The 24,095-nt window shown below is 71.3% G+C and carries 19 protein-coding genes and 1 pseudogene; 11 read left to right on the plus strand and 9 right to left on the minus strand.

What is annotated here, in order from left to right; genetic code table 11:
- Nucleotides 1-12 precede the first annotated feature (12 nt).
- Entirely contained in the window at nucleotides 13-642 is a 630-nt protein-coding gene (locus tag OOT46_RS10870) for a MarC family protein (protein WP_265403620.1), read from the plus strand.
- A gap of 5 nt (nucleotides 643-647) precedes the next feature.
- Nucleotides 648-1,688 carry an NAD(P)H-dependent flavin oxidoreductase gene (locus tag OOT46_RS10875; RefSeq protein ID WP_265403621.1) on the plus strand — a complete coding sequence of 347 codons (1,041 nt, stop codon included), beginning with the start codon at nucleotides 648-650 and terminating at the stop codon, nucleotides 1,686-1,688.
- A gap of 13 nt (nucleotides 1,689-1,701) precedes the next feature.
- Here OOT46_RS10875 and OOT46_RS10880 read toward each other — a convergent pair whose 3' ends face one another.
- From OOT46_RS10880 to eat, 5 genes and pseudogenes are all read right to left on the minus strand, one after another.
- Nucleotides 1,702-3,375 (minus strand): alpha-amylase family glycosyl hydrolase, encoded by a 1,674-nt coding sequence (locus tag OOT46_RS10880; RefSeq protein WP_265403622.1) that lies wholly within the window; start codon nucleotides 3,373-3,375, stop codon nucleotides 1,702-1,704.
- 28 nt (nucleotides 3,376-3,403) lie between these two features.
- On the minus strand, nucleotides 3,404-4,420 hold the full coding sequence (locus OOT46_RS10885) for a hemerythrin domain-containing protein (RefSeq protein ID WP_265403623.1): 1,017 nt from the start codon (nucleotides 4,418-4,420) through the stop codon (nucleotides 3,404-3,406).
- Nucleotides 4,421-4,665: 245 nt separating this feature from the next.
- Nucleotides 4,666-5,492: pseudogene (eutC, locus tag OOT46_RS10890) on the minus strand (ethanolamine ammonia-lyase subunit EutC).
- The gene (locus OOT46_RS10895) at nucleotides 5,489-6,913 is read right to left on the minus strand and encodes an ethanolamine ammonia-lyase subunit EutB (RefSeq protein WP_265403624.1); all 1,425 of its coding nucleotides are present in this window, start codon (nucleotides 6,911-6,913) and stop codon (nucleotides 5,489-5,491) included. The pseudogene eutC and the gene OOT46_RS10895 overlap by 4 nt, the downstream one beginning before the upstream one ends.
- A 12-nt stretch (nucleotides 6,914-6,925) precedes the next feature.
- Nucleotides 6,926-8,299 carry an ethanolamine permease gene (gene eat, locus OOT46_RS10900; RefSeq protein ID WP_265403625.1) on the minus strand — a complete coding sequence of 458 codons (1,374 nt, stop codon included), beginning with the start codon at nucleotides 8,297-8,299 and terminating at the stop codon, nucleotides 6,926-6,928.
- 203 nt (nucleotides 8,300-8,502) lie between these two features.
- On the opposite strand from eat, the gene OOT46_RS10905 reads away from it, so the two are divergent.
- A complete protein-coding gene (locus OOT46_RS10905; RefSeq protein ID WP_265403626.1) occupies nucleotides 8,503-9,456 on the plus strand; it encodes a helix-turn-helix domain-containing protein in 954 nt (317 codons plus the stop codon).
- Between the two features lie 11 nt (nucleotides 9,457-9,467).
- Here OOT46_RS10905 and OOT46_RS10910 read toward each other — a convergent pair whose 3' ends face one another.
- Nucleotides 9,468-10,766: an NAD(P)/FAD-dependent oxidoreductase gene (locus tag OOT46_RS10910; RefSeq protein WP_265403627.1), complete on the minus strand. Its 1,299-nt coding sequence runs from the start codon at nucleotides 10,764-10,766 to the stop codon at nucleotides 9,468-9,470.
- An 89-nt stretch (nucleotides 10,767-10,855) separates the two neighbouring features.
- Here OOT46_RS10910 and OOT46_RS10915 point away from each other — a divergent pair, with 89 nt between their 5' ends.
- The 8 genes from OOT46_RS10915 (at nucleotide 10,856) to OOT46_RS10950 (ending at nucleotide 18,888) form a co-directional block, all read left to right on the plus strand.
- Nucleotides 10,856-11,578 (plus strand): alpha/beta fold hydrolase, encoded by a 723-nt coding sequence (locus tag OOT46_RS10915; RefSeq protein WP_265403628.1) that lies wholly within the window; start codon nucleotides 10,856-10,858, stop codon nucleotides 11,576-11,578.
- A gap of 106 nt (nucleotides 11,579-11,684) precedes the next feature.
- Complete coding sequence (locus OOT46_RS10920; RefSeq protein WP_265403629.1) at nucleotides 11,685-12,071, plus strand: VOC family protein; 387 nt, start codon at nucleotides 11,685-11,687, stop codon at nucleotides 12,069-12,071.
- A gap of 31 nt (nucleotides 12,072-12,102) precedes the next feature.
- Complete coding sequence (gene creB / locus OOT46_RS10925; RefSeq protein ID WP_265403630.1) at nucleotides 12,103-12,804, plus strand: two-component system response regulator CreB; 702 nt, start codon at nucleotides 12,103-12,105, stop codon at nucleotides 12,802-12,804.
- A 60-nt stretch (nucleotides 12,805-12,864) separates the two neighbouring features.
- Nucleotides 12,865-14,247, plus strand: a complete 1,383-nt coding sequence (gene creC, locus OOT46_RS10930; RefSeq protein ID WP_322114250.1) for a two-component system sensor histidine kinase CreC — start codon at nucleotides 12,865-12,867, stop codon at nucleotides 14,245-14,247.
- Nucleotides 14,248-14,365: 118 nt separating this feature from the next.
- Nucleotides 14,366-15,802 (plus strand): cell envelope integrity protein CreD, encoded by a 1,437-nt coding sequence (creD, locus tag OOT46_RS10935; RefSeq protein WP_265403631.1) that lies wholly within the window; start codon nucleotides 14,366-14,368, stop codon nucleotides 15,800-15,802.
- Nucleotides 15,803-15,915: 113 nt separating this feature from the next.
- Nucleotides 15,916-16,512 (plus strand): diguanylate cyclase, encoded by a 597-nt coding sequence (locus tag OOT46_RS10940; protein ID WP_265403632.1) that lies wholly within the window; start codon nucleotides 15,916-15,918, stop codon nucleotides 16,510-16,512.
- Between the two features lie 189 nt (nucleotides 16,513-16,701).
- Nucleotides 16,702-17,079 carry a NirD/YgiW/YdeI family stress tolerance protein gene (locus tag OOT46_RS10945; protein WP_265403633.1) on the plus strand — a complete coding sequence of 126 codons (378 nt, stop codon included), beginning with the start codon at nucleotides 16,702-16,704 and terminating at the stop codon, nucleotides 17,077-17,079.
- A 144-nt stretch (nucleotides 17,080-17,223) separates the two neighbouring features.
- Nucleotides 17,224-18,888 (plus strand): GMC family oxidoreductase, encoded by a 1,665-nt coding sequence (locus tag OOT46_RS10950; protein ID WP_265403634.1) that lies wholly within the window; start codon nucleotides 17,224-17,226, stop codon nucleotides 18,886-18,888.
- 6 nt (nucleotides 18,889-18,894) lie between these two features.
- On the opposite strand, the gene OOT46_RS10955 is transcribed toward OOT46_RS10950, so the two are convergent.
- From OOT46_RS10955 to OOT46_RS10965, 3 genes are all read right to left on the minus strand, one after another.
- On the minus strand, nucleotides 18,895-21,183 hold the full coding sequence (locus OOT46_RS10955) for an ATP-binding protein (protein WP_265403635.1): 2,289 nt from the start codon (nucleotides 21,181-21,183) through the stop codon (nucleotides 18,895-18,897).
- Between the two features lie 88 nt (nucleotides 21,184-21,271).
- Nucleotides 21,272-22,693: a superoxide dismutase family protein gene (locus OOT46_RS10960; protein ID WP_265403636.1), complete on the minus strand. Its 1,422-nt coding sequence runs from the start codon at nucleotides 22,691-22,693 to the stop codon at nucleotides 21,272-21,274.
- A 1-nt stretch (nucleotide 22,694) separates the two neighbouring features.
- Nucleotides 22,695-23,960: a PQQ-dependent sugar dehydrogenase gene (locus OOT46_RS10965; RefSeq protein ID WP_265403637.1), complete on the minus strand. Its 1,266-nt coding sequence runs from the start codon at nucleotides 23,958-23,960 to the stop codon at nucleotides 22,695-22,697.
- Between the last annotated feature and the right edge of the window lie 135 nt (nucleotides 23,961-24,095).

Genomic DNA, 24,095 nt, shown 5'->3' on the forward strand with positions numbered 1-24,095 from the left:
GCACAATCCGGCATGGACCTGCTCAAACCCCTCATCGCGCTGCTGGCGATCGTCAACCCGATCGGCGTGGTGCCGTTTTTCATCCACTTCACCCGCGGCTTCACGGCCGAGCAGCGCCGCCACACCATCCGCGTCGCCGCCTTCAGCTCCTTCGTCGTGGTGGCCGTGAGCGCGCTCGCGGGGCTGCAGGTGATCAAGTTTTTCGGCATCTCGATCGCCTCCTTCCAGGTCGGCGGCGGGCTGCTGCTCCTGATCAGCGCGATCCAGATGCTGCAGGCCCACCCGGCCGAGACCAGCAAGGAGGACGTCAACGAAGGCGCTTCCAAGGCCGACGCCGGCGCCAGCATCGCGGTGGTGCCGCTGACCATCCCGCTGCTCACCGGCCCGGCCACCATTTCGACCATGGTCATCTACGCCCAGAAGACCCACCACTGGTGGGAACTGGGCGTGCTGGTGGGCTACGGCATCGTGATCGGCGCCGCGGCCTTTCTCGCGCTGTCGGCGTCCGGTCGCATCGCCCGGCTGCTCGGACAGACCGGCATCAACATCATGACCCGGCTGATGGGCCTGATCCTCGCCGCGCTGGCGGTCGAGATCATGGCCGACGGCCTGGCGAAGCTCTTCCCCGCCCTCGGGGCCTGAACACCATGAACCCACTGATCGAACGCCTCGGCATCCGCCACCCCGTGATGCTCGCCCCGATGGGCGGCGAAGCCGCTTCCGCGGCGCTGGTGGCGGCCGTCTCGCAGGCCGGCGGCCTGGGCATCCTGGGGGCGGCCTACATGACGCCCGCCCGCATCGTCGAGGCCATCGCGGAGATCCGCGCCCTCACCGACCGGCCCTTCGGCGTCAACCTCTTCTGTCCGCAAGCCTGGCAGCGCGACGAGGCGCGCCTGGCCGCCTTCATCGAAGCCCTGTCGGTCTACCACCAGGAACTGGGACTGCCACCGCCGCAGGTGCCGCAGCGTTTCGAAGAGTCCTTCGAGGAGCAGTTCGAGGCCGTGCTCTCGGCCGACGTGCCGCTGTTCAGCTACACCTTCGGGGATCTGGGCTCGACCCTCACGCGCGCGCTGCAGGCGCGCGACACCCTGGTGGTCGGCACCGCCACCCAGGTGCGCGAAGCCCGCCAGCTCGAAGCCGGCGGTGCCGACGCAGTGGTGGCCCAGGGCGCGGAAGCCGGCGCCCATCGCGGCAGCTTCCTCGGCACGCGGGACGAGGGTCTGGTCGGCACCCTGGCCCTGGTGCCCCAGGTGGTCGACGCGGTGCACATCCCGGTGATCGCGGCCGGCGGCATCGCCGACCCCCGCGGCGTGCGGGCCGCGCAAGCGCTGGGCGCGAGCGCCGCCGCGGTCGGCACGGCCTTCCTGCTGGCCGACGAGTGCCCCATCTCGGCCGCCTACAAGGCGGCGCTGTCCGAGGCGGCCGACAGCGACACCGCGCTCACGCGCGCCTTCAGCGGCCGCTGGGCGCGCGGCATCGAGAACCGTTTCATGCGTGAGATGGCTCCGTTGGCGCTGCCCGACTTCCCCATCCCCAATGCCCTGACCCGCCCGCTGCGACAGGCTGCCGGCAAGGCCGGTGCGGCGCAGTTCCTGTCGCTGTGGGCCGGCCAGGCGGTGCCGCTGGCCCGGCCCATGCCGGCCGCGCAGCTGGTCGCCACGCTGGCGAGCGGCTGGCAGGCCGGCTGAGCACCAACAGGCGTCAGTCGAGTACGAGCACCACGCCCTCGTAGCCCTCCAGCCGGATCCCCTCGCTGCTGCCCGGCGCCTCGGGATCGGGCCGGGTCGACAGCAGCAGCCGCGCCGGCCGGCCATCGTCGGGCCGGTGCACCTGTGGTGTGCCCGCGAGGTTGACGACCACCTGCAGGCGTCGCCCGGCCCAGGCGCGCTGGAAGCCGAGCAAGGCATCGGCGGTGAAAAACCCGAAGCAGCTGCCGACCCCCAGCGCCGCCTCCGCCTTGCGCAGTGCGATCAGGCGCCGGTAGAGCGACCACATCGAGGCCGGGTCGCGCTGCTGGCGTGCCACATGCCGCTGCTCATGACCGGGCTCCAGCGGCAGCCAGGGTTCGCCGGTGGTGAAGCCCGCCTGCGGCGCGTCGCTCCAGGGCATGGGCGCGCGCTGTGGATCGCGGTTCAGCCCAAAACCGGGCAGCTGGCGCTCGAAGGGGTCGCGGCTCTGCTCGCTCGGCACCGGGCAGCCCTCCAGGCCGAGCTCGTCGCCGGCGAAAAACAGCGCGGTGCCGGGCAACGTGAAGAGCAGCAGCGCGGCCAGCCGGGCCCGTTCGGGGCCCAGCGTGCGCGCGACGCGAGGCTTGTCGTGGCTGCCGACGGCCCAGCACGGCCAGCCCTTCGGCTTGCCGGGACCGCCTTGCCGCGCACCGGCGGTCCCCGGCTCGGGGCCGAGGGCGTCCAGCAGGGTCAGGTAGTGCTCCACGGTCTCGCGCAGGAGGGGCCCCTGCCAGTCGGTGTCGATCAGGCGGTAGTTGAGCGGCAGGTGCAGGATGGGGCGGCCCGCATCGCCGTAGAAGTCGACGATGCGGTCGCCGGAGCCGTCCACCTCGCCCAGCAGCAGTGACGGTCCATCGGCCTCGGCGCACCGGCGCAGCTCGGCCAGCCAGTCCAGCACTTCCGGCCGGTAGTCGGTGTAGACGCGCTCGACCCGCTCGGGCTCGGGAGTCTGTCCGTCGGCGTCGGGCTTGGGCGGGTCCTCGCGCAGCTTCACGTCCTCGGCAAGCACCGCGGCGGCGTCGATGCGGAAGCCGTCGACGCCGCGGGCCTGCCAGAAACGCAGCACCTCTGCCATGGCTTGCCGCACCTCGGGGTTGTGCCAGTTCAGGTCCGGCTGCTCCTTCAGGAAGGCGTGGTAGTAATACTGGCCGGTGCCGGCGTCGTACTCCCAGGCGCTGCCGCCGAAGCGGCTGGTCCAGCGGTTGGGCGGCCCACCGTCGGGCCCCGCGTCGGCCCAGACATACCAGTCGCGTTGCGGGTGGTTGCGTGAGCTGCGCGAGGCGACGAACCAGGGGTGGGTGTCGGCGGTGTGGTTGGGCACGAAATCCAGCACCAGGCGCATGCCCCGCTCGTGCAAGGCCTGCACCAGCCGGTCGAAATCGCCGAGGCTGCCGAAGCAGGGCTCGATGCCGGTGAAGTCGGCGACGTCGTAGCCGAAGTCACGCATCGGGCTGCAGTACACCGGAGCCAGCCAGATCGCGTCGATGCCCAGCTCGCAGAGGTAGTCCAGGCGCGACAGCAGGCCCGGCAGATCACCGCGGCCATCGCCGTCGCTGTCCTGGAAGGAGAGTGGATAGACCTGGCAGATCACGGCCGACTGCCACCATGGTGGCCGGTCGCTTCGCCCCGGTCCGGCTGGGTCCTGCACAGTCTGCGTCCTTCAGAGCCCGAGCCGCTCAGCCCTCCTCTCGCTCCGGGCTGTCGAGCAGGAAGAAGTTGCTCTGGTTGCCGGCCTTCTGGCGCTCCTGGAAAACAAAGGTGAGCTCGCGTTCATCGAAGGTACCCAGCCAGGCTTCCCAGCTGACTTCCTGCAGGCCCTTGTCGTAGTCCGGGAAGTCGAAGCGCAGCACCCGCGGACGCTCCGCATCCCCGCCCGGGGTGGTGGCCGGCCGGGCGCCGCGGGCCTCGGCCCAGCGCCGGATGACTTCAGGATTGCGGGTCGCCAGGGTCTGGCCGTCGTGGTCGGGCTCGTCCTCGGGGGTGTGGATCCACTTGGCGTGCCGGGTGCTGCGCGACAGCCCCTCGGCATGTTCCTCGAGGTAGCGGTCGTCGTCCTCGACGCTGGGGGCGGCCGCGAAGTCGTCGCTGTCGGCCAGGGCGGCCTGGGCGTCGCCGGGCTGGTCCGCCGCATCTTCGCCGGCGGCCTGGTCCGCGACTTCTTGCGCCACGTCGTCTGCCGAAACCGCTCGCTCGGCCTGCCGTGACGCCCGGATCTCGGCCTTGCCCGACGGCGCAGCCGATGCCGCGCCGTCGACTCCGGGGCCGCCGGCGCGCCGCTCTTCGAGCTCCTGGCCCAGCGCGTCGAGGTCCACGCCGGTCTTTTCGACCTGGGGGAAGATCTCGCCTTCCTCTTCCTTGACGTGGTGGGCCACGTACTCGCCCAGCACCTTCACCATGGCATGGAATCGCGGCGTACCGGCCTGCTCTTCCTCCAGCCGGGCCAGCAGGTCCTTGGTCGTCTGGTGTTCGATGGAGGCTTCCTCGAACAGGTCCTCGCGCGCGGTGGCCTCGCGCAGCCACGGGTAGAACACCTCTTCCTCGATCTCGGCATGCGTCTTGAGCTCGCTGACGATCTCGTCGCACAGTTCACGCTGCTCGCCTTCGTCTTCGGTCTTTTCGAAGCGATGGAACAGCGTCAGGACTTTCTTGTGATCGCGACGCAAGACGTCCAGCGCATTGGTGGAACGGGGCATGTGCGGCTCCTTGAGGGTGATGACATGGCCTTCAGCGGCGCGGCAAGTGCCGTACCCGTGGTCGGGCCGGGCAGGCCCGCCGCCAAGCGCAGGTCCACGCTCGTCTCCCACCGCAGACGGGCACCGGCTTGAACCGGCGGCGGCGCGGAGTGCCTCTGCTTGCCCTCGGAACCAAGCGCTTCGCCTGTGCTGCTTTCGTGGGCGATCATTACCGAACGGTTGACCGGGACAAGCTGTCAGCGCTGTCAGGCCTTGTCCTCCGGCAAGGCCTGCACATCGCTGAGGTCCTTCAGCGCGACGCCGGTGATGCGGCGCCGCAGCGCCTCGCGTGCCAACCACAGCAGCTTGCGCGCCGCTTCGTCGTGGCTCAGGCCTTCGGGCCGCACGTTGGACAGGCAGTTGCGCTCGGCGTCGCTGCGGCCCACTCGCGGGGCATAGGTGAGGTAGATGCCGAGGCTGTCGGGCGAGCTGAGCCCGGGCCGCTCGCCGATCAGCATGGCGACAAAACGCGCCTGCAGCCGCTCGCCGATGTCGTCGCCCAGCGCGACACGCGCCTGGGTGGCCACCACCACCGGGCCGAGCCGCCAGTCCGCCGGGCAACGCGCCAGCACGCGCTCCAGCAGCGGCACCGCCTGCCGCTCGACCGCGGCCGAGGACAGGCCGTCGCCGACCACCAGCAGCAGGTCGCAGGGCGGCTCGGCACGCGCCTCCAGCGCCGCCGCGCTGTGATCGGACAGCCGGCGGCCCAGGTCGGGGCGCAGCAGGTAGGTGGCCCGGTCCGGCGCGGCGCTGCACACGCTTTGCACGGCGGGCCCCAGCGCCTCGATGCGCCGCACCAGTGAGGGCACGTCGAGCGGCAGGTGCACTGCGTCACGGGCCTGCGCATGGCGCAACCGAAGGCCAGCAGCTCGCGCGTCGGCAGGCTGGCACCGGCGCGGCCGAGCGCGACGCGTGCGGGCGTGAGCCCGCGCCAGTGCGACCAGGGGTCGGGCGTCACCGGCGCCGCAAGGCTTTTTGCCTCCGGCACGGCGTCGATCTCGCGGCCCGTGTCGCCGCCGCGTGCCGTGTTCATGACAGCGCCCCCCACGGGCCGGCCGGCGCTGCGTCGCGAGCCAGCGGCCAGTGCGCCAGCAGCGGGTTGCCCGGCGCGGCGGGAAGCAGTTCGCCCGCCGGGTCGGTGATGCCCATGCGCTGCAGCCAGGCCTCGAACTCGGGCGCGCGCTTGAGGCCCAGCACCCGGCGCAGATAGAGCGCGTCGTGGAAGGAGGTGCTCTGGTAGTTGAGCATCACGTCGTCGGCCCCCGGCACGCCGATCAGGAAACTGACGCCGGCGGCGCCGAGCAGGGTCATCAGGTTGTCCATGTCGTCCTGGTCGGCCTCGGCGTGGTTGGTGTAGCAGACGTCACAGCCGATCGGCAGGCCCAGCAGCTTGCCGCAGAAGTGATCCTCCAGGCCGGCGCGGGTGATCTGCTTGCCGTCGTAAAGGTACTCGGGTCCGATGAAGCCGACCACGGTGTTGATCAGCAGCGGGTCGAAGGCGCGTGCCACCGCGTAGGCGCGCGCCTCGCAGGTCTGCTGGTCCACGCCGTGGTGGGCATTGGCCGACAGGGCCGAGCCCTGGCCGGTCTCGAAGTACATGACGTTGTCGCCCAGGGTGCCGCGCCGGAGCGACAGCGCCGCCTCGCGCGCCTCGCCCAGCAGGCTGAGGTCGATGCCGAAGCCGCGGTTGGCCGCCTCGGTGCCCGCGATGGACTGGAACACCAGGTCCACCGGTGCGCCTTTCTCGATCGCCTGGACGGTGTTCGTCACATGGGTCAGCACGCAGGACTGGGTTGGCACCTCGAAACGCTGGATCACCTCGTCGAGCACATGCACCAGGTCGATCAGCGCGCCCAGGCTGTCGCTCGCCGGGTTGATGCCGATCACCGCGTCGCCGGCGCCGTAGAGCAGCCCGTCGAGCAGCGACACCGCGATGCCGCGCGGGTCGTCGACCGGGTGGTTGGGTTGCAGGCGCACCGCCATGTGGCCCGGCAGGCCGAGGGTGTCGCGGAAGCGCGTCACCACCCGGCATTTGCGGGCCACCAGGATCAGGTCCTGGTTGCGCATCAGCTTGCACACCCCCGCCGCCATCTCGGGCGTGAGGCCCGCGCGCACGCGCGCCAGCGCGGCGCTGTCGGCCGCGTCGGACAGCAGCCAGTCGCGCAGGCCGCCGACCGTCAGGTGGGCGATTTCGGCGAAGGCGTCGGCGTCGTGGGTGTCGACGATGAGGCGGGTCACCTCGTCGTCTTCGTAGGGCACGACGGCCTCGTTGAGGAAGTGCCGCAGCGGCAACTCGGCCAGCGCCAGGCGCGCCGCCATGCGCTCGGCCGCGGTGCTCGCCGCGATGCCGGCCAGCTGGTCGCCCGAGCGCGCCGGCGTGGCGCGCGCAAGCAAGGTCTTGAGGTCGGCGAAGCGCCAGCGCTGGCCGCCCAGGTCATGTGCGAAGCCGGCCATCGTGCGCGCGCCTCAGACGATGCGGGCGGCGGGCGCCGCAGGGGGGATGGCGGCGCGCTGCCCGGCGGTCAGGCGGAAGTAGGCCCAGCCGAGCGCCATCAGCCCCGCGAACAGCGCCGAGACCAGCGGGTTGAACCACACCATGGTGACCAGGCAGACCACCGCCAGCCCGAGCGCCACGGCCGGGAACAGCGGATAGCCGATCGCCGGGAAGGGCCGCGCCAAGCTCGGCTCCTTGCGGCGCAGCGCGAACAGGCTGGCCATCGACATGATGTACATCACGATAGCACCGAGCACGGCCATCGTGACGATGTTGGCGGTCAGCGTCTGCCCGCCCAGGGTGATCAGGTTGTCGCTGAAGATGGCCGCGATGCCGACCGCGCCGCCCGCCAGCACCGCCACCCAGGGCGTGCCGAAACGCGGGTGCACGGCGGCCAGCGCGCGCGGCAGGTAGCCTTCGCGGCCGAGCGCGAAGATCTGGCGCGAGTAGCCGATGATGATGCCGTGGAAGGAGGCCACCAGCCCGAACAGGCCGATCCACACCAGCATGTGCAGCCAGCCGCTGTCGGCACCGACCACCGCCTTCATCGCCTGCGGCAGCGGGTCGTTGATGTTGGCGAGTTGGCGCCAGTCGCCGACGCCGCCGGCGAAAACCATCACGCCCAGCGCCAGGGCCAGCAGGGTCAGGATGCCGGCGATGTAGGCAATCGGGATGGTGCGGCGCGGGTCGCGTGCTTCCTCGGCGGCCATCGCGACGCCTTCGATCGCGAGGAAAAACCAGATGGCGAAGGGAATCGCCGCAAACATGCCGGGGATGGCGGCGATCGAGAAGCCGTCCTGCCCGGCCCAGCCGCCGGCGGCAAAACGGCTGACCGAGAAGCCGGGCGCGACCACGCCCATGAAAACCAGCAGCTCGAAGATCGCGAGCACGGTGACGAACAGCTCGAAGGTGGCGGCCGTGCGCACCCCGATGATGTTGAGCGTCATGAACACGAGGTAGGCGCCGACCGCCATCAGCTTGGGATCCACGGCGGGGAACTGCACGTTGAGATAGGCGCCGATCGCCAGCGCGATGGCCGGCGGCGCGAACACGAACTCGACCAGTGTCGCGAAGCCGGCAACGAAACCGCCGGTCGGACCGAAGGCGCGGCGGGCATAGGCGAAGGGCCCGCCCGCATGCGGGATCGCCGTGCTCAGCTCGGTGAAGCTGAAGATGAAGGTGGTGTACATGGTGGCGACCACCAGCGAGGTCACCAGGAAACCCAGCGTGCCCGCGCTGGCCCAGCCGTAGCTCCAGCCGAAGTACTCGCCGGAGATCACCAGGCCCACCGCCAGGCCCCAGAGATGCCACGCGTTGAGCGTGGGCTTGAGTTGTGGCTGCTGCATCGCTCGCTCCTAGGGTCCTGTCGCACTTGCCACACGGTAGGCGGCGGCGACGACCAGCGCTATCCCGTTTCGGCACGCTTTCCGGACAACGGCGGCGGCCCGGCTTTTGCTTCGAGCGCGGGCCCCAGGTCGAACACTGCCATGAGCCCCGCCCGGCCGCCCGAAGGGGCTCGCACCGCAGTGCTCGGCACGGAGGTTAATCAATGAGCCCGACGCTGCACCAGCAACACACTTGCGACGTGGACGAGCAGGCCGCGCTGCTGCGTGGCTGGAACCAGCGTTACGCCCAGCTCTCCCGGGGCGTCTTCGAGGGCGAGATCCGCGAGGCCTGGCTGCCCGCGGCCGATGGCAGCGTGCACCTGTTTGTCGAGCGCACCAGCCGGCAGCTGCTGCAGGTCGGTGCGCTGTCACCGGGCCGCCTCGCGCTGGGCGTGCCGCTGGCGCTGCCGGCCGCAGCCACCTTCTGCGCCGCCAGCACCCGCGATGGCGACAGCCTGTTCGTGTTCTCGGGCGCTTCCGGTTTCGAGTTCGGTGCGCCGGCCGGTCTGGTAATGGCGGGCATCGAGCTTGACGCCGGCCTGCTCGGTGCAGGCAGCCGGGTGCCGGAGCAGGCCGGCCTGAGGCCCGCCCCTGCCGCCCGTTGTTCGGCCTGGCGGGCTTTCGTGACACACGCCTTCGAGGCGCTGGCGGCAGCGCCGGCCGGACTGGCGGTCCGCCACGCGGCCGCGCTGCGCAGCGCGGCCGTGCAGGCAGTGGCGGAGCTGCTGACCGACGACGCGGCGCCGCACGAGCCCGACCTGACCGCGCAGCGCCGCTGGAAGCTGGTGGCCCGGGCGCGCGACATCGTGCTGAGCCGGCCCGACGAGCCGCCCAGCGTGCAGGGCCTGTGCCTGCAGCTGGGCATCAGCCGGCGCAGCCTGCAGCTCAGCTTCCAGGACGTACTGGGCACCAGCCCGGCCCACTTCCTGCGCGCGGTGAGGCTGGCCGGCGTGCGCCGCCTGCTGCGCAGCGCCGATTCGGTCACCGAGGCGGCGCTGCACTGGGGCTTCTGGCACCTGGGCCACTTCTCGCAGGAGTACCGCGAGCTGTTCGGCGAAACGCCTTCGGCCACCTGGCGGCGGCACCACGGCACGGCCGCCCCGGGTCGTGAGCGCTGAAGCGAAGCCGCTCAACCAGCCCGCGAACCTCCCTGTTGCCAGGCCGCTGCGGCCGCGCCGGCCACCCGGCCGCTGGCGAAGCAGGCGCTCAGCAGGTAACCGCCGGTGGGCGCTTCCCAGTCGAGCATCTCGCCGGCGCAGAACACGCCAGGCAGCGCCTTGAGCATCAGCTGCTCGTCGAGCGCCTCCAGCCGCACCCCGCCGGCCGTGCTGATCGCCTCCTCGATCGGACGCGGCGCGACGAGCCGCAGCGGCAGACCCTTGATCGCCCGGGCCAGCCGGGCCGGGTCGGCGAAGGCCTCGGCATCGAGCAGCTCGCGCAGCAGGCCCATCTTGACGCCCTTCAGATGAAGCCGGCTCTGCAGGTGGCTGGACAGCGAGCGGGCGCCGCGCGGGTGGGCCACCTCGCTGAGCACGCGCGCGGGGTCCCAGCCCGGCATCAGGTCGAGTTCGAGGGTGGCGCTGCCATGGCGCTCGATCTCGTCGCGCAGGCGGGCCGAGGCCGCATAGACCAGGCTGCCCTCGATGCCGGTGCCGGTGACGACAAACTCGCCCTGGCGGCTGAAGGACTGGCCGTCGGTGCCGGCATGCGTGAGGACCACCGACTTCAGCGGCTCGCCCGCAAAACGGCTTTGAAAATGTTCGCTCCAGCCGCAGCCCCCGGGTCCCCGGGCGGCCACGTCGAAGCCGCAGTTGGACGGCCGCAGCCGTGCCACCTGCACCGCGCGCGCTTCGAGCAGCGGCACCCAGGCCCCGTCCGAGCCCAGCCGCGGCCAGCTGGCACCGCCCAGCGCCAGCACCACCGCACCGGCCTGCACGCGCTGCTCGCCGGCGGGCGAGGCAAACCGCAGCGAGCCGTCCTCGCCCCAGCCCTGCCAGCGATGCCGCATGTGGAAGCGCACGCCGGCCTCGCGCAGCCGGTGCAGCCAGCTGCGCAGCAGCGGCGCGGCCTTCATCTCGGCCGGGAACACGCGGCCGGAGCTGCCGACGAAGGTCGAAACGCCGAGGCCCTGCGCCCACTCGCGCAAGGCCTGCGGGCTGAAGCGGGCCAGCCACGGTGCCACCTGCTCGCGCCGCTCGCCATAGCGGGACAGAAAAAAGGGCTCGATCGGCTCGGAGTGGGTCAGGTTGAGGCCGCCCTTGCCGGCCAGCAGGAACTTGCGGCCCACCGACGGCATGGCGTCGTAGAGCTCGACCCTGCAGCCGGCGGCGGCCAGTGTTTCGGCGGCCATCAGGCCGGCGGGACCGCCACCGACGATCACGGCCGGGACGGAAGAAGACGGGACATCGGAAGACAACAACGAGGACATCGGCGTGATTCTGCAGCAGCGCGGCGCTGCGTCGCCTGGCAAAAAGAGAAGGCAGAATGCCGCTGCCGAACCGCCCTGCGCCGCTTCATATGGCACCGACCCGACCCACTCTTGTCCTGCTGCCCGGCCTGGACGGCACCGCCGTGTTGTTCCGTCCCCTGTTGGCGTCCTTGCCGGCGGACTTGCGGGTGCGGCCTCTGAGCTACCCGACAGAGCGCCGGCTGAACCTCGGGGAGTACGCCGATTGGGTCGAAGCGCAGTGGCCGGAGGGCGAGACGGTGGTGCTGGCCGAGTCCTTTTCCGGTTTGGTCGCGCTCGAACTGCTGCGGCGGGGTTGCCCGCGGATTGCCGCCTGGCTGTTTGTCGCCTGCTTCGCGGAGCCGCCGCGACCCTGCTTGCTGGATCTCGCCTCACGCTTGCCCGGCCTGGGGAGCCTCCCCCGTATCGCACCGGCAGCGCTGCTGCGACGATTCTGCGTCGGCGCAGACGCGGGCCCTGCCACCCTGGCCTTGCTGCGGGAGGCATTGAACGCCGTGCCGGCGACCGTGCTGGAGTCTCGCATGGCACTGCTGCGCACCCGCAGCAAGCCGCCTCACCGGCCCGTCGCGGTGCCCTGCCGCTACCTCCAAGCCAACGGCGACCGCCTGGTCCCCGCGGCCGCCGCGAGGTGGTTCAGCCAGCACCTGAGCGACTGCGCAGTGCAGGCCATCGACGGCCCGCACTTCCTGCTGCAGACCCGGCCCCAAGCCTGCGCTGCCTGGATCATCGCGCAGCTCGACGAGCTGGCCGGCCGTCGCCGGCTAGGCGCCTGAGACCCAGGGGCGTCGCCGCCTGCCGGCCTACACTTCGCTGCCGACTTCCACCCCAGCCTGCACGACCCGAACGAGCCGGGCAGGCACTTGCGACAAGGAGCCAACGATGCACCGAAGCCGACTGGGCGCCCTCGTGATCGACTGCCAGGGCGGGGACCTCGCCGCCCATGGCGAGTTCTGGAGCCGTGCGCTGGGTTACGAACGCGAGACCACCAGCGAGGCCTGGGCCGAACGCTATGTCAACCTCGCCGTGCCAGGCGACCAAGCGCGCGTGCTGGTGCAGCGGGTCGAGCACGCGCCCCGCGTGCACATCGACATCGAGACCGACGACATCGCTGCCGAGGTGGCGCGGCTCGAAGGCCTGGGCGCGACGGTGGTGGACGTGCGTGCGCGCTGGACCGTGATGCAGGCGCCCACCGGCCACCGCTTCTGCGTGGTCCACCCGCAACGCCGCGACTTCGCCGGCGCGCCGGATGTGCGGGTGTGGCGCTAAGCTGCCGCCGCCGGAACGCCCTGCCCCGCCCATGAACACGCCTGCCCGCCTGCTGCTGCTCGAAGACGACCCCGCCATCGCCCGCACGGTAGCCTATGCGCTGGAGCGCGAGGGTTTTGTCGTCGAGCACGTGCTGCTGGTGCGCGAAGCCTGGGCGCGGCTGAGCGCGGCCGATGCGCCCGAGCTGGCGGTGCTGGACGTCGGCCTGCCCGACGGCAGCGGCCTGGACCTGTGCCGGGAACTGCGCCACCAGCGGCCGGCGCTGCCCATCGTGCTGCTGACCGCGCGCGGCGACGAGACCGATCGCGTGCTCGGGCTGGAGCTCGGCGCCGACGACTACATCGCCAAGCCCTTCAGCCCGCGTGAGCTGGTGGCCCGGGTGCGCGCGCTGCTGCGGCGGGCCCGGCTGGGCGCACCGGCGCCCGCGGCAGCGGCGCCGGCCTCGCTGTTCGAATGCGACGAAGGGGCCGCGCGCATCCGTTACTGCGGGCAGTGGCTGACGCTGACGCGGCGCGAATACGGCCTGCTGCGCCTCCTGCTGCGCTCGCCCGGGCGCATCCACTCGCGCGAGGCGCTGCTCGATGCGGTGTGGGGCCAGGGCGCCGACAGCACCGACCGCACCGTCGACACCCATGTGAAGACCTTGCGCGCCAAGCTGCGCGAGGTGCGCGCCGACCTCGACCCGATCGCCACCCACCGCGGCATGGGCTACTCGCTGGAACTGCCTGCATGAAGCTGGGGCTGCGGCTCTTCCTGGGTTTTTTTCCTGATCGCCGGCATCGCCGCCTTTTTCGTGCTGCGCGTGTTTGTCGCCGAGGTGAAGCCCAGCGTGCGCGAGGTGATGGAAGACATCATGGTCGACACGGCCAACCTGCTGGCCGAGCAGGTGGCCGGGGAGCTGACCGCGCTGCCGGCCGGCGGCCATCTGCAGGACGGCCGTTTTGCCCAGCAGGTGCGCCACTACGCGAGCCGCCCCATCGACGCGAAGATCTGGGGTCTGAGCAAACGCTCGCTCGATTTCAGCGTCTACGTCACCGATGCGCGCGGCCGGGTGGTCTTCGATTCGCGCCAGGGCACCGCGCTGGGTCAGGACTTTTCGAAGTGGAACGACGTGGCGCGCACCCTGCGCGGCGAGTACGGCGCACGCGCCACACGCGAGGTCTACCTCGACGACCGGACCTCGGTCATGTACGTGGCGGCGCCGGTGATGCAGGACGGCCGCATCATCGGCGTGCTGACCCTGGCCAAGCCGCTGGTCACGGTGCAGAAGTTCATCGAGCGGGCCGAGCGCAAGATCCTCATCAGCGGCCTGTGGCTGCTGGGCCTGTCGCTGGCGGTGGGCGTGGCGGTCACCGCTTGGCTGGTCTGGTCGGTGCGGCGCCTGCGTCACTACGCCCAGCATGTGCAGGCGCGGCGACCGACGATGCCGGTGCCGCGGCTGTCGGGCGAGCTGGGCGACCTGGCCCGCGCGGTCGACGCGATGCGCGAGCGGCTCGACGACCGTGAGCACCTGGAGAGGGTCGTGCGGGCCCTGACGCACGAGCTCAAGAGTCCGCTGGCGGCCATCCGCGGTGCGGCCGAGCTGCTGCAGGACGAGCTGCCGGCAGCGGACCGCCGGCTCTTCGCGACCCAGGTCAGCGAGCAGACCGAGCGCCTGCGCACCCTGGTGGACCGCATGCTGGAGCTGTCCAAGCTCGAAGGCCAGCGCGCGCTGGCGAACGCCGCGCCGGTCACGCTCGACGCCTGCGTCGAACGCGCGCTGGCCGATCGGCAGGCACCGCTGGCGCGCCATCGCCTGCAAGTCGCCTGGGGCGCCCGCGAGGCGCTGCAGGTGCACGGCGATGCCGAGCTGCTCAGCGTCGCGGTGAGCAACCTGCTGCAGAACGCGATCGACTTCGCGCCGCAGGGCTCCGTGCTGGAGCTGGCCGTGCGCCACGACGGCACGGAGGCGCTGGTCGAGGTGCGCGACCACGGTCCGGGCGCGGCCGACTACGCCCTGCCGCACCTGACCGAACCGTTCTATTCCACCGTGAAGCCCGACGGCGCCAAGGGCAGCGGCCTGGGCCTGGCCATCGTGCACCAGATCATGGAGTTGCACGGCGGCCGGCTGAGCTTGCAGCCGGCGCACCCCGGCCTGTGTGCCCGCCTCAGCCTGCCACTGCGATCATCGGCCTGAAGTTCCGCGGCGCCAGGCTGCAAGGCACGGCCCCACTTCACGCCCGCTTCACACACTTCAAACGCGCCTCACCGGCGCTGGACACAGTGCGCGGCATTTCCACTGTCGCGCACTGAACATGAAACATCCCCTGGTCCTCAAGTCGCTGGCGCTGGTCGCCGTCTTTCTCGCCTTGCTGCTGGCGCTTTCGCGCATCGAGGGGCTGGTCGACGAACGCCGCGCCCGCCAGCAGCAGGCGCAGCAAAGCGTCGAGCAGAGCCAGGCCGGGCGCCAGACCCTGCTCGGCCCGGTGCTGCACCGCTCCTGTGTCGAGGAGTGGGAGCGGCCCGTGGGGCAAGGCGCCAACAGCAGCCTGTTGGCCGAGAAGCGCGAGTTTCGCCTCACCGCCGTGCCGGCACGCCTCGAGGTGCAGGCGAGCGCGTCGCTGCAACCCCGCTACCGAGGCCTCTTCAAGGTCAACAGTTTCGGCGGCAAGGCGGTGCTGAAGGCGCAGTGGGACAGCCTCGCCACCCTGGTACCGGAACGCAAGCATGCCGACTCGCGCATGAACTGCGGTGCGCCCATCCTGATGGTGACCTCCAGCGACCCGCGCGGCTTTCTCGCTGCCCAGGTGCAGGTGCAGGGCCAGCCCCTGAAGACCGAGGCGGGCACCTTCCACGGCAGTTACCCGCGCGGCTTCCACGCAGTGCTGCCGGCGTCCCTCCCGCTCGACCAGCCGATGGCGGCGCAGCTGGAGCTGGAGCTGATCGGTACCGCCGAGCTGTCGCTGGCGCCGGTCGCCGGCGACACCCGCGTGCAGCTGGACTCGGACTGGCCGCATCCCTCCTTCGCCGGGCGCTTCCTGCCGGCCAACCGCGACGTGAAGCCCGAAGGCTTCAGCGCCACCTGGCGTGTCTCGTCGCTGGCCACCACCGCGCCGGCGGACTTCGTGCGTGGCGCGCGGCTCTGCAGCGCCTCGGCATGGTCGCTGCCGGACAGCGGCTACGCGGCGCAGGACCACGTGTCGACGGCGGCCAGCGGCGACGACGGCGGCTGCATCGAGACCTTCGGCGTCTCCTTCATCGACCCGGTCAACCCCTATGTGCTGGGCGACCGCGCCACCAAATACGGTCTGCTGTTCATCGGGCTCACCTTCGTGGCTGTGGCAATGGTCGAAGTGCTCAAGCGCCGCCGCGTGCACCCCGTGCAGTACCTGCTGGTGGGCTGTGCGCTGGTGACCTTCTTCCTGCTGCTGGTCAGCCTGTCCGAACACCTGCCCTTCGGCCTCGCCTATGCGGGGGCCAGCACCGGCTGTGCGCTGCTGCTGGCCTACTACGGCGGCCACATCCTGGGCGGCTGGCTCGCGGGCCTGGCCTTCGGGACAGGCGTCGGCCTGCTGTACGGCGCCCTGTACACCTTGCTGCAGATGGAACAGACCGCCCTCGTGCTGGGTTCGCTGCTGCTGTTCGCGGTGCTCGCCGCGGTCATGGTGGTGACGCGCAAGCTGGACTGGTACGGCCTGTCGGCGCAACTCGGGAGCGCGCCGGCGACCCCGGCTGGCCGTGCGTCGACCTGACAGTTCCTCCGGGATGGCGGGCCGCCGGCATGCCTGTTGCCGAAACGGTGACAGCCGCCCTCGGCCGCCGCGCGGGGCTCGCGGCGGCCCGACACCCACATGGAGGACTTTCAATGCACACCGACCCCTTGCTGACGATGCTGCTGTACTTCGTCATCCCGCTCTGGTTCGTCGCCGGCATCGCGGACTGGTTCTGCCACCGCGCCTCGGACATCGAGCACACCACCGGGGCCAAGGAATCGCTGATCCACCTGCTGATGTTCGTGCAGGTCGGCCTGCCGCTGGCGGCGGCGCTGATCTTCGAGGTCAACGCCCTCATCATCGGTCTCATCATCGTGCTGTTTTTCGTGCACGAGGCGACCGCGCTGTGGGACGTCAGCTATGCGGTCACGGGGCGGCGCGTCAGCCCGATCGAGCAGCACGTGCACAGCTTCCTCGAGATGATCCCGCTGGCCGCGGGCCTGTTGATCATCGGCATGCACTGGTCGCAGTTCCTGGCCCTGTTCGGCGCCGGCAGCGAGCCGGCGCGCTTCACGCTGGAGCTGAAGCAGAATCCGCTGCCCTGGCAGTACGTGGTGACGGTGCTGGGCGCCGCCGCCCTGATCGAGTTCGCGCCCTATGTCGAGGAGCTGCTGCGCGGGCTGCGGGCCGGCACGCTCTCCGCGGCGCGGCGGGCACAGGGCTATTCGCAGGGGGCGAGCCGGCGCTGAGCGGGCCCGGCGCGGTGCGTATCTTTTTCGCAGGACCGCAAGAACTGCCCGCGAACGTCCCGCACATCGAGCGCGCGGGCGCGCCGGCCGGGCCGTGCGAGTCGGCACGCCAGTCGCTCCATACCCTGGGCCCTCGGCGGCGGGTCGGCCCTCCGCGTCGATGCCGACCGTGGGGCCGGGAGACCCGAGATGAAGATGCAAGAAAGGCTGCTGCTGTCCGCCCTGGTGCTGCTGGCGGCCCTGGGCGCCGCCACGCCGAGCCGGGGCCAGGCTGCACCGGCGCGCGGCGCCGGGCCGTCGCAGAGCAATGTGGCCGACGTCCTGAAAGCGCCTGTGGAGGGCACCGAGATCCGTCTGCGCGGCCGGCTGGTGCGCCAGGTCGGCGAAGGCCGCTACCTGCTCTCCGACGGCTCAGGCATCATCCGCATCGATGCCGTCGGCACACCGCTGCCGGAGCCGAGCAAGATCACTGGCCAGACCACGGTGGAGGTCATCGGCGAGATCGAGAGCGGGGTCTCCGAGGCCCCGGCCGTGGATGTCCACAGCCTGACGGTCATCTCGCCCTGAGGGTGAGGGAAAGCCGCGGTGCGAACGGGGCCGGGCCCCCGTAGACTGCAGCGGCCGAGCACAACCCATCGACAGGCCCGCCGGCAGGATCGACGACCCGCCGCCGGCTGCTCCTCGGTCGCCCCCGGGGCCGAGGAGAACACCGTGGCGACAGCGCCCAGCTTCGACTACATCATCGTCGGCGCCGGCACCGCCGGCTGCCTGCTGGCGAACCGGCTGAGCCGCGACCCCGCCAAGCGGGTGCTGCTGCTCGAAGCCGGCCGCAAGGACGACTACCACTGGATCCACATCCCGGTCGGCTATCTCTACTGCATCGGCAACCCGCGCACCGACTGGCTCTACCAGACCGAAGCCGACCCCGGCCTCAACGGCCGCTCCCTGCGCTACCCGCGCGGCAAGGGTCTGGGCGGCAGCTCCAGCATCAACGGCATGATCTACATGCGCGGGCAGCAGCGCGACTACGACGGCTGGGCCGAGCTGTGCGGCGAGCCGGCCTGGCGCTGGGAGCACTGCCTGCCCTACTTCAAGCGCCACGAGGACCACTGGCGGCTCGATGCGCTGCATGCGGCGGGCGCCAGCGAGAGCTTCAAGGCCGTGCACGGCCATGGCGGCGAATGGCGGGTCGAGAAGCAGCGCCTGCGCTGGGACGTGCTCGACGCCTTCGCCGAGGCGGCGCGCCAGGCCGGCATCCCGGCCACCGAGGACTTCAACGGCGGCAGCAACGAAGGCGTGGGCTACTTCGAGGTCAACCAGCGCGCCGGCTGGCGCTGGAACACCGCCAAGGCCTTCCTGCGGCCGGCCTGCCACCAGCGGCCCAACTTCGAGATGTGGACCGGTGCCCAGGTGGCCCGCCTGCTGTGCGAGCGCGACACCAGCGGTGCGCTGCGCGTCAGCGGCTGCGAAGTGATGACACCCGGCGGCCTGCAGCAGGTGCACGCGGTGCGCGAGGTGGTGCTGGCGGCGGGCGCCGTCAACACGCCGCAGCTCCTGCAGCTCTCGGGCATCGGGCCGGGGGCCTGGCTGCACGAGCACGGCATCGAGGTGCAGCACGAGCTGCCCGGCGTGGGCGAGAACCTGCAGGACCATTTGCAGATCCGCTCGGTCTACTCGGTGCAGGGCGTCAGCACGCTCAACACGCTGGCCGCCTCCTGGTGGGGCCGCGCCCTGATCGGGCTGGAGTACGCGTGGCGACGCAGCGGCCCGATGAGCATGGCGCCCTCCCAGCTGGGCGCCTTCACGCGCTCATCGCCCGAGAAGGCCTGGCCGGACATCCAGTACCACGTGCAGCCGCTCTCGCTCGACGCCTTCGGCGAGCCGCTGCACCGCTTCAACGCTTTTACCGCGAGCGTCTGCAACCTCAACCCGACCAGCCGGGGTTTCGTGCGGGTGCGCTCGCCGCGGCCCGGGGACGCGCCGCGCATCAACGCGCGCTACCTCTCCACGCCCGAGGACCGCCAGGTGGCCGCCGATTCGCTGCGCGTGACGCGCCGTATCGTCGCGCAGCCGGCCCTGCAGCGCCTGCAGCCCGCGGAGCTCAAGCCCGGCCTGCAATACCAGAGCGATGAGGAGCTGGCCCGGCTGGCCGGCGACATCGCGACCACCATCTTCCACCCGGTCGGCACCTGCCGCATGGGCCGCGCCGACGACCCGATGGCGGTGGTCGACGCGCGGCTGCGTGTGCGCGGCGTGGCCGGCCTGCGCATCGCCGACGCGAGCGTCATGCCCACCATCACCAGCGGCAACACCAACTCGCCGACCCTGATGATCGCGGAGCGTGCGGCCGAATGGATGCTGGCGGATGCGCGCTGAGGCCGCTCAAGGGCGACGCAAGGCGGCGTGCAGGGCGCGCAGATCGCCAATGACCTGGGCCAGGTCCACCGGCTTGGTCCAGTAGCCGGCAAAGCCGGCCTCGCGGGCGCGCCTCAAGTCCTCCGGCATCGCGTCGGCCGAGCACATGTAGGCCGGCACGTCCTGCAGCCCGGGCAGCTCGCGCATGCGCTTCAGCAGCTCGAAGCCGTTCATGTCGGGCAGGTTGGCGTCGAGCGCCAGCACGTCGGGCCGCTCCTCGCTCGCAGCCTGCAGGCCCTGGCTGCCGTTGTCGGCAATGCGCAGCGTCACCTCGGGATGCAAGGCCAGCGTCTCCTGGAACAGCAAGGCGTTGATGGGGTTGTCCTCGACATACAGGAGCCGCAGCGCACGCTCGGGCGTCGGCCGGGGTGGCGCGCCAGCCGCCGGCGGGTGCGCCGGCGCGACCGCTGCAGACCGCGTTGCGAACCGCTGCTGCGCCGGTGCCGGGGCGCCGCCGGCCCCCTGCTGCGGCACCTCCTCGCTCGCCAGCGGCAGCTCGATGTTCACGCAGGTGCCCTGGCCCACCCGGCTGTCGAGCTCCAGCGTGCCGCCCATCTCCTCGGTCATGCGCCGGGCGATCATCAGCCCGAGACCGGTGCCTTCGATGGCGCTGCTTTCGCGGCCAAGGCGCTCGAAGGGCTGGAACAGCGCCTGCAGCTGCTCGGGCGCGATGCCGGGGCCGGTGTCGCAGATTGCCAAGCTCACGAAGCCGGGCCGGCGCGCCTCGGCGGTGAGCTGCACCCGCCCGGCGTGGCGGTTGTACTTGACGGCGTTGGAGACGATGTTGATGACGACCTGGCGCAGCCGCTGCTCGTCGGCGAGCACCCGCAGTCCGGGGCGGATGTCGTTGTGCAGCGCGATCTCGCGCGTGGCCGCCAGTGGCGCCATCAGCTCGGCCGCGGTCGCCGCCACGCCGCGCAGCTCCATGGCGGCCGGGTTCAGCTTCAGGCGTCCTTCCTCGACCTGCTGCAGATCCAGCACGTCGTTGACCAGGGCCAGCAGGTGGCGGCCGGCCTGCAGGATGTGATGGGCATAGTCCTCCTGCTCGCTGCCGCCGCCTTCGCGCACCGGCCCCAGCGACAGCAGCTGCGCGAAACCCAGCATGGCATTGAGCGGGGTGCGCATCTCGTGGCTCAGGCGGGCCAGGAAACGCGTCTTGCTGCGGCTCGATTCCTCGGCCTCGATCCGGGCCTGGCGCGCGTCTTCGGCCTCCCGCAGTTCGGAGACGTCGCGGAAATAGACCGTGAGCCCGAGTTCGGACGGGTAGGCATGCGCCTCCAGCCAGCGACCCAGCGGCGCGTAGTACTCCTTGAAGTTGGTCGCGCGGTTCTGCGCGAGGGCGCGTTCGTACTCGCGCTGGAAGACGCTGCCGACCGCCTTGGGAAACTCGTCCCAGATGCGCCGGCCGAGCAGCGATTCGCGGCTGCGTTGCAGCACCTGCTCGGCACTGCGGTTGACATAGGTGAAATTCCAGTCGCGATCGAGCGTGAAGACCGCGTCGGTGATGCTCTCCAGGGTGGTGCTGAGCCGCTCGGCCAGGTCGCACGCCTCCTGCTCCGTGAGCTTGCGCTCGGTGATGTCCTGGATGGCCCCGCGCACCTGGACCACGCGGCCGAGTTCGTCCCGCTCGGCCTGCCCGATCACCCGCACCCACCGCAGGCGGTCGTCGGCGGTGCGCAGCCGCGCCTCCATGTCCATGCCCTGGCCGTCGCGCATGCACGCGTCGAGGGCCTGCTGCAAGCGGGGACGGTCCTCCGGCGCGTAGAACTCGATCGCCTCGGCAAAACCGGGCGTGAGACTGGGCGGCACGCCATAGATCTCGCAGACCTCGTCCGACCAGCGCAAGCGCATGTCCGGCACGTCGATCGACCAGCCGCCCAGATGAGCCACCCGGCCCGCCAGCGCGAGCAGGGCCTTTTTCTCGTGCAGTCCCCGCTCGGCGCGCAGCCGCTCGGTGACGTCTTGCGCCAGCACGAGCCGGGCCGGCACGCCATCGAAATCGACCGCCTCGCTGAGCAGCTCGACATCGATCTCGCTGCCGTCGTGTCGCCGGTGGCGCGACAGGCGCGCGGTGGTGCCGGGCACTTCCGCACCGGGAGCGCTGTCGACCGCCGGGCCGAGCTGCTCCACCCCCATCGCGAGGAACTCGGCCTCCGAGTAGCCGTAGTGCGCCAGCGCCGCCGCATTGACCGCCAGGAAACACCCGCTGTCCAGTGCGTACACCCACATCGGCAAGGGGCTGTGTTCGAACAGCATGCGGTAGCACCGCGCGCCCTCGCCCGGCAAACCGGGCTGTGCGGGTGCGGAAGTCGGCGGCATGGTGCGGCCCGTGGCGACCGCCCGCTCAGGGCAGGCGCAGCTCGATGACGTCGAAGGGCAGCAGCGGCGGCGGGTTCTTCTGCCGGTCGAGCTGGCTGTTGACGACCTTCAGCGTCCCGCGCGCGAGCGCCGCCGTGCTGGGGTGCTTGAGCCGCGCGCTGGTCAGCCGCTGCGTGACGCGCCCGCGGGTGTAGCCCGCGTCGAGCTCGACACGCGCGATCTCGTTCTCGACATTGCGCAGCACCCACAAGGCCCGGCCCTGCAGCACCAGCCCATCGCCGTGGAGCAGCGCCCCGTCCACCTCGATCTGCCTCACCTCGCGGCTGCGTGTGTCGATGCGCCAGAGCTGGCCGGTCGCCGTCTGCACCGCGACCAGGTAGCGGCCGTCGGGCGTGACGACCATGCCGTTGAGGTTGACGGCGCCGTCGACATACCGGATGGGCGTGCGGGCCAGGTCCAGCCAGGGCTCCAGCGCGGTCGGCTGGTTGGCGACGTTGCGTGCCCGGAACAGCACCGGGCGCTGCGAGTCGGTGACGTAGACAAAACCGTCGCTCGATATGACCAGGTCGTTGATGAAGGGATGCGGGCTGTGCGGCGTCTTCAGCACCGCCAGGGTCTGGCCGCTGTGCGCATCGACCAGCGCCACCGTACCGGCCGCGCCGCCGGCAACCCAGAGCCGGCCCAGCGTGTCGAGCTTGAGCCCGAGCGCCGCCTGCCGTCCGGGCGAGCCGCCATAGGACAGCAGTTCCGCCCGCGGCTTGCCGGGCTCCAGCTTGTAGAGGTGGCCTTCCGAGGACGAGCCGACATAGGCGACACCGCTGGCCTCATCGACGGCGATTCCCTCCGGGAACACATCGCTGCCGGGCAAGGTGTGGCGCGGCACCGGGGGCTCGCTGTGCGGCTCGATCACGCCGCACAGCAGGCGCGCGCCGGAGTTGCCGGCCGGGTCGGTGACGTAGTCGTCGCTGCGCTCGTGGACCACCACCGTGCGGCCCATGGCCGCCGCCGGGCCGGGTCTGAGCGTCGGCCCTTTCCGCTGCACCGTCTGCCGGGCCCGGCCGTCGCTGCCGACCTGGAGCTTGGGCAGGTCGCCGCCATGGACCTGGTCCATTGGCTGCTCGGGATGGCCATGGTTGCGGCTCTGCCGCGGATCGAAGTGGGGACCGGCGGCGCCGAAGGCGACGATGCTGCCGGTGTCCGCGTCGGGTCCCGGCGCGCACTCTCCGTTCTGGTGGATGTGCACGCCGTGGGCGCCGGGTGCCAGGCCCTGGACCTCGATGTCCAGGCTCAGGCCGTCGGGCGTTTCGCTCAGGCGCACTTGGCCGGCCTCGCGGCCGCGCTCGTCGAGCAGGACCGCGCGCGCCCCCGGCGCCTGCGCAGCCGCCGCGCCGCCGACCAGGGCCAGGACGCAGGCGAAGGCGGTCAATGAAAGCTGGGGCAGCAACATGTCATCGTCCTTCGTAGCTGATGCGGTAGATCACGCCGTTTTCGTCCTCGGCGACCAGCAGCGAGCCGTCCGGGGCCTGGGCCAGCCCGGCCAGCCGGCCGAAACGTGCCGGGCGCTGCACCTTCTGGTGCACAGCCACGCTGTGGCTGTGGCCCGGGTCCTGCGCATTGGGCGGCGCCGCCACCAGCCAGCCGGTGGCGAAGTCCTCGATCGCCAGCGGCTTGCCCGCCGCGTCGAAACGCACCCGCACCACCTTGTAGCCGCTCGGCACGGCGCGGTTCCAGGAGCCGCGCATCGCGACGAAGGCGCTGTGGCGGTAGTCGGCCGGGAACTGGCTGCCGGTGTAGAACACCATGCCGATCGGCGCGGCATGCGCGGTGTAGGTCAAGGCCGGCGCCTCGGTGGTGGGACAGAAGTCCGCCTTGGTGGTGTGGGGCGGTTCGTTGGCCTGCAACCGGTCCACCTGGCGCTCGCCGTAACACCAGGGCCAGCCGTAGTCCTTGTTCTTCTCGATGCGGTTGAGCTCTTCGGGCGGCTGGTCGTCGCCGCGCCAGTCGGAGCCATGGTCGAAGCCGTAGAGGGCACCGCTGCCCGGATGCCAGCCGAAGCCCAGGGTGTTGCGCAGGCCGCGCGCATAGACGCTGCGGCCGCTGCCGTCGGGTCGGGCCACCAGCAGCGTGGCGCTTTCGCCGTTCGTCTCGCGACAGCTGTTGCAGGTCGAACCGACCGTGATGTAGAGCTGCCCGTCGGGGCCGATGGCGAGCGTGCGGTTGGGGTGCTGCCCGGCGTCGGGCAGATCGTCGATGATCACGCGCGGCAGGCCGAGCGAGCCGTCGGGCTGCACATCGGCGAGCAGCACCTTGCGGTCCGAGACCATGTAGAGCCGCTTGCCGTGCAGCGCGAGGCCGTTGAGCCACTTGATGTTCTGCGCCACCGTCTTGCGCTCGTCGGCAACGCCGTCGCGGTTGGTGTCGCGCAGCAGCAGCACGTCGCCCTGCTGGCGCCGCGAGGCATAGACGTCGCCGTTCGGCGCGACTTGCAGCCAGCGCACGTTCTGCAGGTTTTGCGCGAACACCGAGATCTTGAAGCCGGGCGGCAGCTTCAGCGACGCCAGCCGGCTCTCGTCGAAAGGCAGCGGCGTGGGGTCAGTGAGGGTGCCGGTGAGGGTGACCGGCCCGTCACCGGGCGGCAGCTGCGCGTGCGCGAGCGGTGCGCCGAGCAACAGCCCGGCCAGCAAACCTGCCGCCAAGCCGTGAGGGTGATGCATGGGGGAGCCTCCTGCGGATGTCCGTCATGGCGGCGACAGGCGCGAAGCGCGACCCGGCCGCGTGCGAGGGCGGAGCCGCGGCCCCGCCGTCCCGGACTTCAGCAAATTGCAATCCCAGCGCGGGAGAAACGAGCG

Source organism: Aquabacterium sp. A7-Y (assembly GCF_026153205.1).
In the GTDB taxonomy this organism is placed as follows: Bacteria; Pseudomonadota; Gammaproteobacteria; order Burkholderiales; family Burkholderiaceae_C; genus Caldimonas.

Bases quoted from the DNA above. Each gene is read 5' to 3' on its own strand.
- OOT46_RS10870 (WP_265403620.1), top strand. From the start codon at position 13: ATGGACCTGCTCAAACCCCTCATCGCGCTGCTGGCGATCGTCAACCCG.
- OOT46_RS10875 (WP_265403621.1), top strand. From the start codon at position 648: ATGAACCCACTGATCGAACGCCTCGGCATCCGCCACCCCGTGATGCTC.
- OOT46_RS10885 (WP_265403623.1), bottom strand. From the start codon at position 4,420: ATGCCCCGTTCCACCAATGCGCTGGACGTCTTGCGTCGCGATCACAAG.
- OOT46_RS10895 (WP_265403624.1), bottom strand. From the start codon at position 6,913: ATGGCCGGCTTCGCACATGACCTGGGCGGCCAGCGCTGGCGCTTCGCC.
- eat (WP_265403625.1), bottom strand. From the start codon at position 8,299: ATGCAGCAGCCACAACTCAAGCCCACGCTCAACGCGTGGCATCTCTGG.
- OOT46_RS10905 (WP_265403626.1), top strand. From the start codon at position 8,503: ATGAGCCCGACGCTGCACCAGCAACACACTTGCGACGTGGACGAGCAG.
- OOT46_RS10910 (WP_265403627.1), bottom strand. From the start codon at position 10,766: ATGTCCTCGTTGTTGTCTTCCGATGTCCCGTCTTCTTCCGTCCCGGCC.
- OOT46_RS10915 (WP_265403628.1), top strand. From the start codon at position 10,856: ATGGCACCGACCCGACCCACTCTTGTCCTGCTGCCCGGCCTGGACGGC.
- OOT46_RS10920 (WP_265403629.1), top strand. From the start codon at position 11,685: ATGCACCGAAGCCGACTGGGCGCCCTCGTGATCGACTGCCAGGGCGGG.
- creB (WP_265403630.1), top strand. From the start codon at position 12,103: ATGAACACGCCTGCCCGCCTGCTGCTGCTCGAAGACGACCCCGCCATC.
- creD (WP_265403631.1), top strand. From the start codon at position 14,366: ATGAAACATCCCCTGGTCCTCAAGTCGCTGGCGCTGGTCGCCGTCTTT.
- OOT46_RS10940 (WP_265403632.1), top strand. From the start codon at position 15,916: ATGCACACCGACCCCTTGCTGACGATGCTGCTGTACTTCGTCATCCCG.
- OOT46_RS10945 (WP_265403633.1), top strand. From the start codon at position 16,702: ATGAAGATGCAAGAAAGGCTGCTGCTGTCCGCCCTGGTGCTGCTGGCG.
- OOT46_RS10955 (WP_265403635.1), bottom strand. From the start codon at position 21,183: ATGCTGTTCGAACACAGCCCCTTGCCGATGTGGGTGTACGCACTGGAC.
- OOT46_RS10960 (WP_265403636.1), bottom strand. From the start codon at position 22,693: ATGTTGCTGCCCCAGCTTTCATTGACCGCCTTCGCCTGCGTCCTGGCC.
- OOT46_RS10965 (WP_265403637.1), bottom strand. From the start codon at position 23,960: ATGCATCACCCTCACGGCTTGGCGGCAGGTTTGCTGGCCGGGCTGTTG.